The 12,837-nt window shown below is 71.3% G+C and carries 14 protein-coding genes; 5 read left to right on the top strand and 9 right to left on the bottom strand.

The features are described from left to right. Positions 1 to 119: 119 nt before the first annotated feature. Positions 120 to 974: an NAD(P)H-binding protein gene (locus ACFU97_RS23920; protein ID WP_384259860.1), complete on the bottom strand. Its 855-nt coding sequence runs from the start codon at positions 972 to 974 to the stop codon at positions 120 to 122. A 96-nt stretch (positions 975 to 1,070) separates the two neighbouring features. On the opposite strand from ACFU97_RS23920, the gene ACFU97_RS23915 reads away from it, so the two are divergent. After that, a complete protein-coding gene (locus ACFU97_RS23915) occupies positions 1,071 to 1,868 on the top strand; it encodes a helix-turn-helix domain-containing protein (RefSeq protein WP_384259857.1) in 798 nt (265 codons plus the stop codon). A gap of 55 nt (positions 1,869 to 1,923) precedes the next feature. Further along, entirely contained in the window at positions 1,924 to 2,538 is a 615-nt protein-coding gene (locus ACFU97_RS23910) for an exonuclease (RefSeq protein ID WP_384259855.1), read from the top strand. Here ACFU97_RS23910 and ACFU97_RS23905 read toward each other — a convergent pair. From ACFU97_RS23905 to ACFU97_RS23870, 8 genes are all read right to left on the bottom strand, one after another. Continuing rightward, positions 2,492 to 3,112, bottom strand: coding sequence for a TMEM175 family protein (locus tag ACFU97_RS23905; protein WP_384259853.1), 621 nt, complete (start codon positions 3,110 to 3,112; stop codon positions 2,492 to 2,494). The two genes, ACFU97_RS23910 and ACFU97_RS23905, sit on opposite strands and share 47 nt — an antisense overlap. A 67-nt stretch (positions 3,113 to 3,179) precedes the next feature. Continuing rightward, positions 3,180 to 4,547 (bottom strand): nucleobase:cation symporter-2 family protein, encoded by a 1,368-nt coding sequence (locus ACFU97_RS23900; RefSeq protein WP_384259850.1) that lies wholly within the window; start codon positions 4,545 to 4,547, stop codon positions 3,180 to 3,182. Positions 4,548 to 4,742: 195 nt separating this feature from the next. Beyond that, the gene (locus ACFU97_RS23895) at positions 4,743 to 6,122 is read right to left on the bottom strand and encodes an 8-oxoguanine deaminase (protein WP_384259848.1); all 1,380 of its coding nucleotides are present in this window, start codon (positions 6,120 to 6,122) and stop codon (positions 4,743 to 4,745) included. Positions 6,123 to 6,260: 138 nt separating this feature from the next. Beyond that, entirely contained in the window at positions 6,261 to 7,184 is a 924-nt protein-coding gene (gene pucL, locus ACFU97_RS23890) for a factor-independent urate hydroxylase (RefSeq protein ID WP_384259846.1), read from the bottom strand. A 5-nt stretch (positions 7,185 to 7,189) separates the two neighbouring features. Continuing rightward, positions 7,190 to 7,582 carry a hydroxyisourate hydrolase gene (gene uraH / locus ACFU97_RS23885; RefSeq protein ID WP_384259843.1) on the bottom strand — a complete coding sequence of 131 codons (393 nt, stop codon included), beginning with the start codon at positions 7,580 to 7,582 and terminating at the stop codon, positions 7,190 to 7,192. Between the two features lie 3 nt (positions 7,583 to 7,585). Further along, positions 7,586 to 8,098, bottom strand: a complete 513-nt coding sequence (uraD, locus tag ACFU97_RS23880; RefSeq protein ID WP_384259841.1) for a 2-oxo-4-hydroxy-4-carboxy-5-ureidoimidazoline decarboxylase — start codon at positions 8,096 to 8,098, stop codon at positions 7,586 to 7,588. Between the two features lie 155 nt (positions 8,099 to 8,253). Continuing rightward, positions 8,254 to 8,622 (bottom strand): helix-turn-helix domain-containing protein, encoded by a 369-nt coding sequence (locus ACFU97_RS23875; RefSeq protein WP_384259839.1) that lies wholly within the window; start codon positions 8,620 to 8,622, stop codon positions 8,254 to 8,256. Further along, entirely contained in the window at positions 8,619 to 8,879 is a 261-nt protein-coding gene (locus ACFU97_RS23870) for a hypothetical protein (RefSeq protein ID WP_384259836.1), read from the bottom strand. The genes ACFU97_RS23875 and ACFU97_RS23870 overlap by 4 nt, the downstream gene beginning before the upstream one ends. Positions 8,880 to 9,030: 151 nt before the next feature. Between ACFU97_RS23870 and ACFU97_RS23865 the strand changes: the two genes are divergently transcribed. The 3 genes from ACFU97_RS23865 (at position 9,031) to ACFU97_RS23855 (ending at position 12,446) form a co-directional block, all read left to right on the top strand. Further along, positions 9,031 to 9,870 (top strand): TIM barrel protein, encoded by an 840-nt coding sequence (locus ACFU97_RS23865; protein ID WP_384259834.1) that lies wholly within the window; start codon positions 9,031 to 9,033, stop codon positions 9,868 to 9,870. Positions 9,871 to 9,895: 25 nt separating this feature from the next. Beyond that, positions 9,896 to 10,786 carry a 2-hydroxy-3-oxopropionate reductase gene (locus tag ACFU97_RS23860; RefSeq protein ID WP_384259832.1) on the top strand — a complete coding sequence of 297 codons (891 nt, stop codon included), beginning with the start codon at positions 9,896 to 9,898 and terminating at the stop codon, positions 10,784 to 10,786. 187 nt (positions 10,787 to 10,973) lie between these two features. Continuing rightward, positions 10,974 to 12,446: a catalase gene (locus ACFU97_RS23855; protein WP_384259830.1), complete on the top strand. Its 1,473-nt coding sequence runs from the start codon at positions 10,974 to 10,976 to the stop codon at positions 12,444 to 12,446. Positions 12,447 to 12,837 lie beyond the last annotated feature (391 nt).

The following is a 12,837-nucleotide window of genomic DNA, read 5'->3' as shown; positions in this document are numbered from 1 at the left end:
GGCGGGGAGGGGGGGGGGGGGGGGGGGGCGGGGGGGGGGGGGGTGGGGCGGGAGGGGGGGGGTGGTGGGGGGGGGGGGGGGGGCCCCCCCGGGGCCCCTCCCCCCCCCCCCGCCCCTCCTCACCCCCGGGTGAACGCCGACGTGTGGTCCTCGGCCCACTGCCGGTAGGTGCGGGCGGGCCGGCCGAGCGCCTCGCGCACATCCCCGGTGACGACGTCGTTGCCGCCCTCCTGGATGAACCGGGCGGTGACCATGAGGCCGTCCGCGTAGTCCTCGCTCAGGCCGGCGGCGAGCAGCTGCGCGCGCCGCTCCTGCGGCGACAGGTCGTGGAGCGGTACGGGGCGGCCGAGGACGTCGGCCAGCACGGCGGCCTGCTCGTGGGCGCCGAGCGTCTCCGGGCCGGTCAGGGTGTACGTACGGCCGGCGTGCCGCGCGTCGAGCAGCGCGGCCACGGCGGTCTCGGCCACGTCCCGCGGATCGACGACGCCCTGCCGTCCCGCGCCCATCATGTTGGGCGCGGGCGTGCCCTCCCGCACGGCCGGGACCCAGCTCAGCGTGTTGGAGGCGAAGGCGGACGGCCGCAGCAGCGTCCACTGCAGGCCGCTGGCGCGCGCGGCCTCCTCGCCGTGCAGATGCCAGGTCCCGAACACGCCCAGCCGGGGGTCGCCGGTGCCGATGGCGGAGAGCTTCACGATCCGCCGTACGCCGGCGGCCGTCGCGGCCTCGACCAGGCCGCGGTCGTGCGCGCCGTCGTCCGGGCCGAACACCCCGACCAGGAAGGCGGCCTCCGCGCCCGCCATCGCCGCCTCGACCGAGGCCCGGTCGCGGTGGTGGCCGGTGGCGGTCTCCACCCCGGCCGGCACCCGCGCCGTGGCCGGGTCCCGGCTCAGGGCGCGCACCTTCTCGCCGCGTGCGGCAAGCTGTCGTACGACTTCGCTTCCGATGGTGCCCGTGGCACCCATGACGAGGATCATGTCCACCACGGTGGGCGGCCCGCGGCCCGGATCTCTTGGAAAATCCGGCACGGTTGGGCGGCCCGGACGGCCGTGCCGCCCGCTTACCGTGGAGGGGTGACGAACGCCGTGCTGCGAGAGGTCCTGCCCACGCCGGAGGCGCTGCGCCCCTGGGTGGCCGGCGTCGGGTCCGTGTCGGTCGGGGACGGGCCGACGGAGCCGTTCGTGCATCTGCCGGAGACCACGACCAGGGTGGTGGTCCGCTCCGGGGAGCACGGCGGCCGCGGCGCGCTGGTCGTCGGCCCGCGCGCCCGCGCCTCGTACCACCGGGGCAAGCGACGGGTGTCCTGCGTGGAACTGCGGCTCGCGCCCGGCACCGTCCGCCCGCTGCTCGGCGTCCCGGCCGTCGACCTCGTCGGACGGGCCGTGCCGCTGGGCGACCTGCCGGCCCCGGCGCTACGCCGACTGGCCGACGAACTACGGCGGTTGGCACCCGAGGAGGCGCTGGCGCATCTCTCGGAGGTGCTCCCGGAGCGGCTCGCGGCCGCCGCCGACCGGGCCCGCATCGAGCTGGTGCGCGCCGGTGTCGAGGCGATGTCCGTCCGCAGCGGGCACGTCCCCGGTGCGGTGGGCGACGTGGCGCGCGATCTCGCCGTCAGCGAGCGGCAGTTGCGCAACCTGTTCGCGGAGGGCGTCGGCCTCTCCCCCAAGCACTACGCCCGGATCGACCGCGTGCGCACCGTCCTGGACCACGCCGCCACCCGCTCCTGGGCCGAACTCGCCGCCGCGACCGGCTACTACGACCAGTCCCACATGACGTCGGACTTCCGCACCCTGATGGGCGTGCCGCCCCGCTCGTACTTCACCGGCCGGCTGCCCGAGGCCACGCCCTGCCAGGCGATCCGCCGCGCCTGACGCCCGGCCCGAATTCGGATGCGGGCACCCGCGCGGCCTGCGATCCTCCAGGATCATGCCCGCACGACGCGTCAGACCCAGTTGCTACCTCTCCGTCGACATCGAGGCCGACGGTCCCATCCCGGGGCCGTACTCCATGCTGAGTCTGGGCGCCTGCGTGGCCGGCACCCAGACCGCCGACGGGTTCACCGCCGCCGATCCGGAGCGGCACACCTTCTACCGTGAACTGCGCCCGATCGGCGAGGAGTTCGTGCCGGAGGCGCTGGCCGTCAGCGGGCTGGACCGGGAGCGGCTGAAGACCGAGGGCGCCGAACCCGCCGTGGCCCTCGGCGAGTTCAGCGCCTGGGCCGTCGAGGTGAGCGGGGGCGCGCAGCCCGTGATGTGCGGCTACCCGGCCTCGTACGACTGGACGTTCCTGTACTGGTACCTGATCCGCTTCACCGGCGCGAGCCCCTTCGGGCACTCCGGGTGCCTGGACATGAAGACGCTCTACGCGACGAAGACGGGGCTGCCGCTCCGGGCGGTCGCCAAGGGGACCATGCCGCGCCATCTGCTGTCCCGGCGGCGGCACACGCACCATGCCCTGGACGACGCCCTGGAGCAGGCCGAGCTGCTCGCCAATCTCATGCGGTGGCCGGGTCCGGACGGGTCGGCACCGGGACCTGGTTGAAGCCGTAGTACAGGGCGATCAGGCCGTGTGCGGCCAGGGTGAGCGGGGCCGAGACGAAGGCCAGGGCGACGGTGACCGGGTAGGCGAGGGTGCCGAGGGCGAAGCGGACGCGGGTCGCGCGGGCCGCGGGGATGTCGACGCGGGAGTCGAAGAGGTGGCCGGTGCGGGTCAGGTGCCACCACAGGGCCTGGAAGGTCAGGGCCATCGCCACCATGACCAGGCTGTAGACCGCGGCGGCGACGTGCGAGGGGGCGTCCTCGCGCAGGTACTCGGCGAGCATCGCCGTCGGCCACGGCACCGCGGCCACCACCATGAGGACCAGCAGGTTCAGGAACATCAGGACGCGGTCGACGTGGGCGACGTAGCTGAAGACCTGGTGGTGGTTGATCCACATGATGCCGATGACCAGGAAGCTGACCACGTAGGCGGCGTAGGACGGCCACTGGGCGCCGAGGGCGTGCCACAGGCTGCCGTGCTCGCCGACCTCGGGGACCTTGATCTCCAGGATGAGCAGGGTGATGGCGATGGCGAACACACCGTCGCTGAAGGCCTCGACACGGCCGGACTCGTTCATGGGAGACAGACTGCCCCATCGCCGGTGCGGGGTACGGCGATTGCCGTGCCCCGCCACCGGCGGATCGTCAGTGGACGGCGGCGATCTGCTCGCCGGCCTCCATGGGATGGGTGACGTCCTGCTCCTCGCGGCCCTTGCCGAGGTGGTTGAAGACCAGGTTCAGCACCACCGCCGCCACGCAGCCCGTGGAGATGCCGGAGTCCAGCACGATCCGCGCGGTCTCCGGGAAGGCGTGGTAGAACTCCGGCGCGGTGATCGGGATGATGCCGACGGCGAGCGAGACGGCGACGATCAGGATGTTGTTGTCCTTCTCCAGGCCCGCCTTGACCAGGGTCTGGATGCCGCTGGCGGCGACCGAGCCGAACAGCACCACGCCGGCGCCGCCGAGCACCGGGCGCGGTACGACGGCGATGAGGGAGGCCGCCATCGGGCACAGGCCCATCAGGACCAGGAAGCCGCCGCCGGTGGCGACGACGTACCGGCTGCGGATCTTCGTCATGGCGACCAGGCCGATGTTCTGCGCGAAGGCGCTGCACATGAAGCCGTTGAAGAAGGGGCTGAGGGCCGAGCCGAGGGTGTCGGCGCGCAGCCCGGCCGCGATGGTCTTCTCGTCCGCCGGGCGCTCGACGATCTCGCCCAGCGCCAGCATGTCCGCGGTCGACTCGGTCATCGAGACCACCATCACCACGCACAGCGAGAGGATCGCGGCGAGGTGGAACTGGGGTGTCCCGAAGTGGAAGGGGCTCGGGAAGCCGACCACGTCCGCGTCGGCCACCGGGCCGAAGTCCGTGACGCCGAAGGGGATCGCGATCACCGTGCCGGCGATCATGCCGAGCAGGACGGCGATCTGCTTGACGAAGCCGCGGGTGAAGCGGCGAAGGAGCAGCACGATCACCAGAGTTGTGGCGGCCAGGCCCAGATAGGTCGCCGAACCGTAGTCGTGCGCGGCGGGGTTGGGCCCCTGCGCCCAGCCGAAGGCGACCGGCAGCAGGGACACGCCTATGAGCGTGATGACCGTGCCCGTGACGACCGGCGGGAAGAAGCGGACGGCCTTGCTGAAGAAGGGGGCGGCGAGGAAGCCCAGCAGGCCGGCCACCATCACCGCGCCGAAGATGATCGGCAGTGCGTCCGACTTGTCCTTGGTGGAGGCCACGACCGCCGTCATGGGGGCGACACCGGCGAAGGTGACGCCGTTGACGAAGGGCAGTCGTGCGCCGATCTTCCAGATGCCGAGGGTCTGCAGGAAGGTGGCGAGGCCGGCGGTGAACAGGCAGGCGCCGGTGAGGAATGTGAGGTCGGCGGCGGAGAGGCCGATGGCCGCGCCGACGATCAGGGGCGGGGCGACGACGCCCGCGTACATGGCGGCCACGTGCTGCAGGCCGGTCGTCGCCATCTTGAGTGCGGGCAGGCGTTCGTCAACGGGATGGGCGGCCACGGCGGCTCCTCCGGTCGGTTACACGTCGGCTCTGACGTGGGTGTCAGGGAGGTGGGGCGCGGTCGTGCGGGACCGGGACGGAGACCGTTCCGGGGCGCACGCGTCCACGCGCGCCCCGGAGACGGCCGCCATGGAACCAGTGGTCCACGGCTACCGGTCGGGGGCCGTCCCCCCCGACCGGAGATCTTCAACTGTTCAGGCCTGCGCGGCGATCCGCGCGAGCCGCTGTGCCTCGTCCCGCGTGGAGCGGGCGATGGCGTCCTCGTCCACGTGCAGCAGGCGGCCGTCCTCGACCACCTGGCGGCCGTTGACGAAGGACGCGGTGACCGGCGCCGCCGCGCCGAAGACCAGCGCGGTCACCGGGTCGGCGATGGAGGCGTGGGCGAGGGTGTCCAGCTTCCACAGCACCAGGTCGGCGAGCTTGCCCGGCTCCAGGGAGCCGATCTCGGCGGCGCGGCCGAGCACCTGGGCCCCGCCGAAGGTGCCCAGGCGCAGCGCCTGGCGGGCGTTGAGGGCCGCCTCCCGGTGCGCGCCGAGGCGGTTGATCAGCAGGGCGTTGCGCAGTTCGGTGTGCAGCTCGCCGGACTCGTTGGACGCCGTGCCGTCGACGCCGAGGCCGACCGGGACGCCGGCCGCCAGCATGTCGGGCACGCGCGCGATCCCGGCGGCGAGGCGGGCGTTGGAGGACGGGCAGTGCGCGACACCGGTCTTCGTCCGGCCGAAGGCGGCGATGTCGGAGTCGTTCATGTGGACGCAGTGCGCCATCCACACGTCCTCGCCCAGCCAGCCGGTGGACTCGAAGTAGTCGGTCGGGCCCATGCCGAACAGCTCCTTGCAGAACTGCTCCTCCTCGACCGTCTCCGAGCCGTGGGTGTGCAGGCGCACCCCGAGGCGGCGGGCCAGCTCGGCGCCCTCCCGCAGGAGTTCGGTGGAGACGGAGAAGGGCGAGCAGGGCGCGACGGCCACCTGGGTCATCGCGCCGAAGGAGGCGTCGTGGTGCTCCTTGACGGTCCGCTCGGTCGCGGCGAGGGCGCCGTCCAGGGTCTCCACGGCGAAGTCCGGGGGCAGGCCGCCGTCCTTCTCGCTGCGGTCCATCGAGCCGCGGGCGAGGGTGAAGCGGACGCCCGTCTCGCGGGCGGCGCGGATGATCGCGCCGGAGAGGTCGCCGGAGTCCCTGGGGTAGACGTAGTGGTGGTCCATGGCGGTGGTCACGCCGCCGCGGGCCATCATCGCCAGCGAGCCCTGGGCGGCCGCGTACACCATCGGCTCGTCGATGCGCGCCCAGGTCGGGTACAGCGCGACCAGCCAGTTGAAGAGGTTGTGGTCGGTGGCCAGGCCCCGGGTGATCCACTGGTAGTAGTGGTGGTGGGTGTTGACCAGGCCGGGGGTCACCAGATGGCCGGAGGCGTCGATACGGCGTACGACGTTCTCCAGGCCCTCGGGGGCCCTGCCCGCGCCGAGCGCCTCGATGCGGTTGCCGGCGATGACGACGTGTCCGTGCGCGTACTCGGTGTCCTGCGCGTCGACCGTCGCGATCGAGCAGTTCTCGATGACGATGCGCTGGGCTGCTGCCATGATTCGTCCTTTTCGCTCAATGGACCGGTGAGGAGGGCACGGCAGGACCCTAGGAGTTTTGAGTGCCGTGACCGGGGATGCGGGGAGGCGGGTTCCCCGGTCACGGGTGCCGATGGAGGATTCCCTCGGGGGGATCGATCAGAGGTTGGTGAGGTCCACGGGGATCTTCGGCTCGCAGCCGTCCCGCAGGATCGTCGCCTCGATCAGGCCGTAGGGGCGGTCGGCGGCGAAGTACACCTCGTTGTCGTTCTTCAGGCCGAAGGGCTCGAGATCGACCAGGAAGTGGTGCTTGTTGGGCAGCGAGAAGCGGACCTCGTCGATCTCGCTGCGGTTGTTGATGATGCGCGAGCCCATCTGGTACAGCGTCTGCTGCAGCGAGAGCGAGTACGTCTCGGCGAAGGCCTGGAGCATGTGCTTCCTGGTCTGCTCGTAGGACTTCTCCCAGTTGGGCGTCTTCTGCTCGTCGTCGGTCCAGTTGAACCGCCAGCGGGCGGAGACCGAGGTCGCCAGGATGCGGTCGTAGGCCTCCTGGAGCGTCGTGTACTTGTCCTTGACGTAGCCCCAGAACTCGGAGTTGGTCGAGTTCATCACCGTCAGGTCCTTGAGGCCGGAGACGACCTCCCACTTCTCGCCGTCGTAGGTGATCTGGGTGAGGCGGGTCTCCCGGCCCTGCTTCACGAACGAGTGCTTGACCTCGTCCGCGCCGATGAACTGGGAGTTGGCGTCGGACGCCTCGATCCGCTCCCAGGCGTACTCCTCGATGCGGATCCGGGCCTGGTGGATCGGCTCCTGGCTGGTGACGAAGTGCCGGGCCAGGTGGATGCCGAACTGCTCGGCCGACTCGATGCCGTGCTCCTTGGCGAAGGCGAACACCGTGTTCTTGGTGGTGTCCGTCGGCAGCACGTTGGCGTTGGAGCCGGAGTAGTGGACCTCGTCCATGTCGCCGGAGAGGGCGACGGAGACGTTGAGGTCCTTGATGTGGTGGGTGGCGCCGTCCCGCGTGATCTTTACGACTCGGTTCTCGGCCTTGCCGTACTGGTTCTGTCCCAGGATCGTGGGCATGTCTGCTAGCTCCCTCGGTAAACGGAGTAGCCGAACGGGTTGAGCAGCAGCGGTACGTGGTAATGCTCCCCGGGCTTCACCGCGAAGGTGATCGCCACTTCGGGGAAGAACACGGCACCGCTGTCCCGATTCGCGGGGGCGTCCTGCTGCGCATCGGCTTGCTTCTTCTCGAAGTACGTCTCGACCGCGAAGTCGAGGCGCACGTGGGTGGTTCCCTCCGGCAGCGCCGGCAGGTCCTTGCACCGGCCGTCCGCGTCGGTCGCGGAGCCGCCGAGCGCCTGCCAGTCCGCCTCGCGCCCGCTGCGGGCGGCGAGCCGGACGGCGACGCCCTCGGCGGGGCGGCCGACGCTGGTGTCCAGGATGTGCGTGGACACGGAAGCGGTGGTGCTGGTGCTCATGGGTCAGGCTTCCTCTTCGACGAGTCGGGCCAGTCGGATGCGGTTGATCTTTCCCAGTTCGGTGCGGACGATCTCCCGCTCCTGCTCCGGCGCGTTGCCGATCCGGTCCTTGACGGCGTCCCGCATCTGCTCGCCGGTCCGGCCGGTGGCGCAGATCAGGAAGACGTGGCCGAACTTCTCCTGGTAGGCCAGGTTCAGTTCGAGCATCTCCGTCCTGAGCGCGTCGGAGGCGCCGGCCATGCCGCGCTGCTCCCGGGCCGAGGTGGGGTCGCCCGGCTCGGGGCGGCCGATCGGCGGGTGTCCGGCCATCGCCTCGGCGAGGTCCGCGGCGGTCAGTTCGGCCATGGCGGCGTCGCTGGCGGTGAACAGCTCGTCGGCGGTGGCGTAGGGACGGGCGGCGGTCAGCCGCCGTGCCCAGGCGGTGGAGGCGCACGCCTCGCGGAGGACAGCGAGGGCCGCGTGCTCCTCCAGTGCGTTGAACCGGGGCAGGCCCGGGGGCGTGGAAGTCGAAGTCACGGGAGCCTCCGTGGCCGCGTAGGGCCTTCGTGCTGAACGGGCGTGCCGATAGCTAACGCCCTCGGCAACGAGCCGTCAACACTTTGTTGAAAATTCGCGGCGACGAAACCGGGCGGGTTGTCCGCGGCGCCCGGAGGCCGTCCGCCGGCCGTGGGTCAGGCGCCTTTGTCCCGGTTCAGGTAGTTGTACACCGTGAAGCGGCTCACACCGAGGGCGCTCGCGACGGTCTCCACGCCGTGCCGTACGGAGAAGGCGCCGCGCGCCTCGAGTATCCGCACGACCTCCTGCTTGGCCTTGCGGTCCAGGTCGGCCAGCGGCATGCCCTGCTTGCGCTCCATCGCGGCCAGGATGTGGTCCAGGGAGTCCGCGAGCTGGGGCAGGCGCACGGCGACCGCGTCGACGCCCTGCCAGGAGAGCACGACGTCGTCGGGGCCGGCCTCGTCGGGCGGCAGGAGCTCCCCGCCCATGGCGTCGACCAGCGGCTTCACGGCCGTGATGAACGGTTCGTCCCCGGTCCCGGTCACTCGGCACCCTCCTCCGCCGCGTCGACCACGTTGACCTGCAGCGAGATCCGGGTGGCGCCGGCCCGCAGCGTCGTGCGCAGCAGCGCGTCCACGGCGCTGAGCACGGCGTCCGCGCCGCCCTCCGCCGTGTTGCCGAAGGGCCCGACGTCCACCGCGTCCAGCTCGGCCGCCTCGATCACCTCACGGGCGGCCACCGCGTGCGCGGGCGCCTCGTCGAGGTCGAACGGCTCGGTCGTGAACTCCACTCTCAATCGCACGCGCACAACCTAACGCCATGGCGGTCCTTGTAGGTCGCCGGTTTTGCACGGGTGCTCTTGACAGGTCTCCCCGGTCGCAGGCAGTCTTCCGTTAAGCAGAAACGAACTTCCGTAATACGGAATCACTACACGGAAGGGAGCGCCGACCCCCATGGGATTCGCAGAGCAGCGCTTCAACGTCAACCTGTCGATCCTCTTCACGGAACTCCCGCTTGTGGAGCGCCCCGCGGCCGCCGCCGCGGCGGGCTTCACCGCGGTCGAGCTGTGGTGGCCCTGGGTCGACTCCCCCACCCCCGAGCGGTCCGAGCTCGACGCCCTGAAGAGGGCGATCGAGGACGCGGGCGTCCGGCTCACGGGCCTGAACTTCTACGCCGGGCAGCTGCCCGGCCCCGACCGGGGCGCGCTGTCGATCCCCGGCGAGGAGTCGGACAGGTTCCGCGCCAACATCGATGTGGCGGCCGGTTTCGCTCAGTCGCTGGGCTGCAGGGCGCTCAACGCGCTGTACGGCAACCGCGTCGGCGGCGTCGACCCGGCCGAGCAGGACGCGCTGGCCCTGGAGAACCTGGTCCTCGCGGCCCGCGCGGCCGACCGCATCGGCGCGATCCTGCTGATCGAGACGCTCAACCAGCCGGAGTCGCCGCTGTACCCGCTGGTCAGCGCCCCGGCCGGGATCGGCGTCGTCGACAGGGTCAACGAGGCGACGGGCCTCGGCAACGCCCGCTTCCTCATGGACCTCTACCACCTGTCCATGAACGGCGAGGACCTGCCGTCGGTGATCGAGCAGTACGCCGCGAAGACCGGCCACGTGCAGATCGCCGACAACCCGGGGCGTGGCGCGCCGGGCACCGGGACGCTGCCCCTCGAAGACCTCCTCGACCAGCTGGCGAAGGCGGGTTACGAGGGCTGGGTCGGCCTCGAGTACAAGCCGGGCGACCGCCCGAGCGCCGAGGCCTTCGACTGGCTCCCCCGCGAAGCGCGCGCCGCCCGCTGAACTCCCTCACCGAAAGGCACATTTCATGAGCACGCTCCCCAAGGTCGCCTGGATAGGCCTCGGCATCATGGGCTCCCCCATGTCCGAGAACCTGATCAAGGCGGGTTACGACGTCACCGGCTTCACGCTGGAGCAGGACAAGCTGGACCGGCTGGCCGCGGCGGGCGGCACGGCCGCCTCCTCGATCGCGGAGGCCGTCGAGGACGCCGACGTGATCGTCACGATGGTGCCCGCCTCCCCGCAGGTCGAGGCCATCTCCTACGGCCCCGACGGCATCCTCGAGAACGCGCGGTCCGGCGCGCTGCTGATCGACATGTCGTCGATCACCCCGCAGACCTCCGTCGACCTGGCGAAGGCCGCGGCGGACAAGGGCGTGCGCGTGCTGGACGCCCCCGTGTCCGGCGGTGAGGCCGGCGCGATCGAGGCCGTGCTGTCCATCATGGTCGGCGGCGAGCAGGCCGACTTCGACGCCGCGAAGCCGCTGCTCGAGGCGCTCGGCAAGACCATCGTGCTGTGCGGCCCCCACGGCTCGGGCCAGACCGTGAAGGCCGCCAACCAGCTGATCGTCGCCGTGAACATCCAGGCGTGCGCCGAGGCCGTGGTCTTCCTGGAGAAGTCGGGCGTGGACCTGAAGGCCGCCCTGGACGTCCTCAACGGCGGCCTCGCGGGCTCGACCGTGCTGACGCGGAAGAAGGACAACTTCCTCGACCGCGACTTCAAGCCGGGCTTCCGCATCGACCTGCACCACAAGGACATGGGCATCGTCACCGACGCCGCCCGCAACGTGGGCGCCGCGCTGCCCGTCGGCGCCGTGGTGGCCCAGCTGGTCGCCAGCCTGCGCGCCCAGGGCGACGGCGGCCTGGACCACTCGGCCCTGCTGCGGGCCGTGGAGCGCCTCTCCGGCGCCCAGCTCTGACGCAGCCCGGGACGTCCGGGCGGCGTCGGCGCCGACATCTGTCCTGTCGCGCCCAGGCGCCGGCGCCGCCCGGAATCAACTTCAACAAACTGTTGACGTTCAGTTTGCCCCACTTCTAGGCTCCACCAAGCGGAAGATGTTTTCCGCTGCCACCCGCACGGAAGTGCTGACGCACGGAAGGTCCACGATGTCGAAGCGCGTGCCCACGACGCGAACGCTCACCACGGAGTCCGGCGCCCCGGTCGCCGACAACCAGAATTCCGCCTCCGCCGGCATCGGCGGCCCGCTCCTGCTGCAGGACCAGCACCTCCTGGAGAAGCTGGCCCGCTTCAACCGCGAGCGCATCCCGGAGCGCGTGGTGCACGCCCGCGGCTCGGGCGCCTACGGCTACTTCGAGGTGACCGACGACGTCACCGGCTTCACGCACGCCGACTTCCTGAGCGGCGTCGGCCGGCGCACCGAGGTGTTCCTGCGCTTCTCCACCGTGGCCGACTCGCTGGGCGGCGCGGACGCGGTCCGCGACCCGCGCGGCTTCGCGGTCAAGTTCTATACCGAAGAGGGCAATTACGACCTCGTCGGCAACAACACCCCGGTGTTCTTCATCAAGGACCCGATCAAGTTCCCCGACTTCATCCACTCGCAGAAGCGCGACCCCTTCACGGGCCGCCAGGAGGCGGACAACGTCTGGGACTTCTGGGCGCACTCCCCCGAGGCCACGCACCAGGTGACCTGGCTGATGGGCGACCGCGGCATCCCGGCGTCGTACCGCCACATGAACGGCTACGGCTCGCACACCTACCAGTGGACGAACGCCGAGGGCGAGGCCTTCTTCGTCAAGTACCACTTCAAGACCAACCAGGGTGTGCGCTGCCTGAGCAGCGAGCAGGCGGCCGAGCTCGCGGGCAAGGACCCGGGCTCGCACCAGACGGACCTGCTGCAGGCCATCGAGCGGGGCGTGAACCCGTCCTGGACGCTGTACGTGCAGCTCATGCCGGCGGCCGAGGCGGCGGACTACCGCTTCAACCCGTTCGACCTGACCAAGGTGTGGCCGCACAAGGACTACCCGCTGCAGCGCGTCGGCCGGCTCGTGCTCGACCGCAACCCGGACAACGTCTTCGCCGAGGTCGAGCAGGCCGCGTTCTCCCCGAACAACTTCGTTCCGGGCATCGGTCCTTCGCCGGACAAGATGCTCCAGGGCCGGCTGTTCGCCTACGCGGACGCGCACCGCTACCGCCTGGGCGTCAACCACACGCTGCTCGCCGTCAACGCCCCGAAGGCGACCGTCGCGAGCAACTACGGCCGCGACGGCCTGATGGCGGTCAACTCCCAGGGCCGGTACGCCAAGAACTACGAGCCGAACTCCTACGACGGCCCGGCGGAGACCGGCCGCCCGCTCTCGGCCCCGCTGGCCGTGACCGGCCACACGGGCACCCACGAGGCGCCCCTGCACACCAAGGACGACGACTTCGTCCAGGCGGGCGAGCTGTACCGCCTGATGTCGGCCGAGGAGAAGTCCCGGCTGATCGCCAACATCGCCGGCGGCCTCTCCCAGGTCACCCGCGACGACGTGATCGAGAAGAACCTGGCCCACTTCCACGCCGCCGACCCGGAGTACGGCAAGCGCGTGGAGGAGGCGGTCCGCGCCCTGCGCGAGGACTGACACGAACGGCCCGCGCACGCTTCGGACGGCCCGGATGAGGGGTGGCCGGCCGGACGTGCGCGGGCGAGGCAAGGACCGCGGCGGCGTGCGAGCCAGTGCGGTGGTGAAGGTCCCGGGCCCTCCTTCTTCGACCTGAGGGAAGGAGAGCCGCGGTTCTGTCGCACCCGCCGCGGTCCCAGCCGTCTCCCGCAGTGCCCCAAGACTCCGTCCGGCGGCGCGAACGTACTGTCGCGCCCAGCCTCGCACCGCCGGACGGCCACAACCGAAGACCTCACCGGCCGATCGGGGGGGGGGGGGGGGGGGCCCCCGTCCCCTCTTGTCTTGGATGTGGTGGGGGGAGGGCCTCTTGGGGAGGGGGGGGGGGGTGGGGGGCACCCCCCCCCCGGGACAC

Source organism: Streptomyces sp. NPDC057616, from assembly GCF_042800575.1.
Lineage (GTDB): Bacteria > Actinomycetota > Actinomycetes > Streptomycetales > Streptomycetaceae > Streptomyces.
The sequence above is the reverse complement of the archived record's forward strand: the minus strand, read 5'-3'. Positions and strand labels throughout refer to the sequence as shown.

What these genes read in the sequence shown, in the direction of transcription:
- ACFU97_RS23855 (WP_384259830.1), top strand. Translation starts at nt 10,974, where the DNA reads ATGTCGAAGCGCGTGCCCACGACGCGAACGCTCACCACGGAGTCCGGC.
- ACFU97_RS23910 (WP_384259855.1), top strand. Translation starts at nt 1,924, where the DNA reads ATGCCCGCACGACGCGTCAGACCCAGTTGCTACCTCTCCGTCGACATC.
- ACFU97_RS23905 (WP_384259853.1), bottom strand. Translation starts at nt 3,112, where the DNA reads ATGAACGAGTCCGGCCGTGTCGAGGCCTTCAGCGACGGTGTGTTCGCC.
- ACFU97_RS23920 (WP_384259860.1), bottom strand. Translation starts at nt 974, where the DNA reads ATGATCCTCGTCATGGGTGCCACGGGCACCATCGGAAGCGAAGTCGTA.
- pucL (WP_384259846.1), bottom strand. Translation starts at nt 7,184, where the DNA reads ATGCCCACGATCCTGGGACAGAACCAGTACGGCAAGGCCGAGAACCGA.
- uraH (WP_384259843.1), bottom strand. Translation starts at nt 7,582, where the DNA reads ATGAGCACCAGCACCACCGCTTCCGTGTCCACGCACATCCTGGACACC.
- ACFU97_RS23860 (WP_384259832.1), top strand. Translation starts at nt 9,896, where the DNA reads ATGAGCACGCTCCCCAAGGTCGCCTGGATAGGCCTCGGCATCATGGGC.
- ACFU97_RS23865 (WP_384259834.1), top strand. Translation starts at nt 9,031, where the DNA reads ATGGGATTCGCAGAGCAGCGCTTCAACGTCAACCTGTCGATCCTCTTC.
- ACFU97_RS23895 (WP_384259848.1), bottom strand. Translation starts at nt 6,122, where the DNA reads ATGGCAGCAGCCCAGCGCATCGTCATCGAGAACTGCTCGATCGCGACG.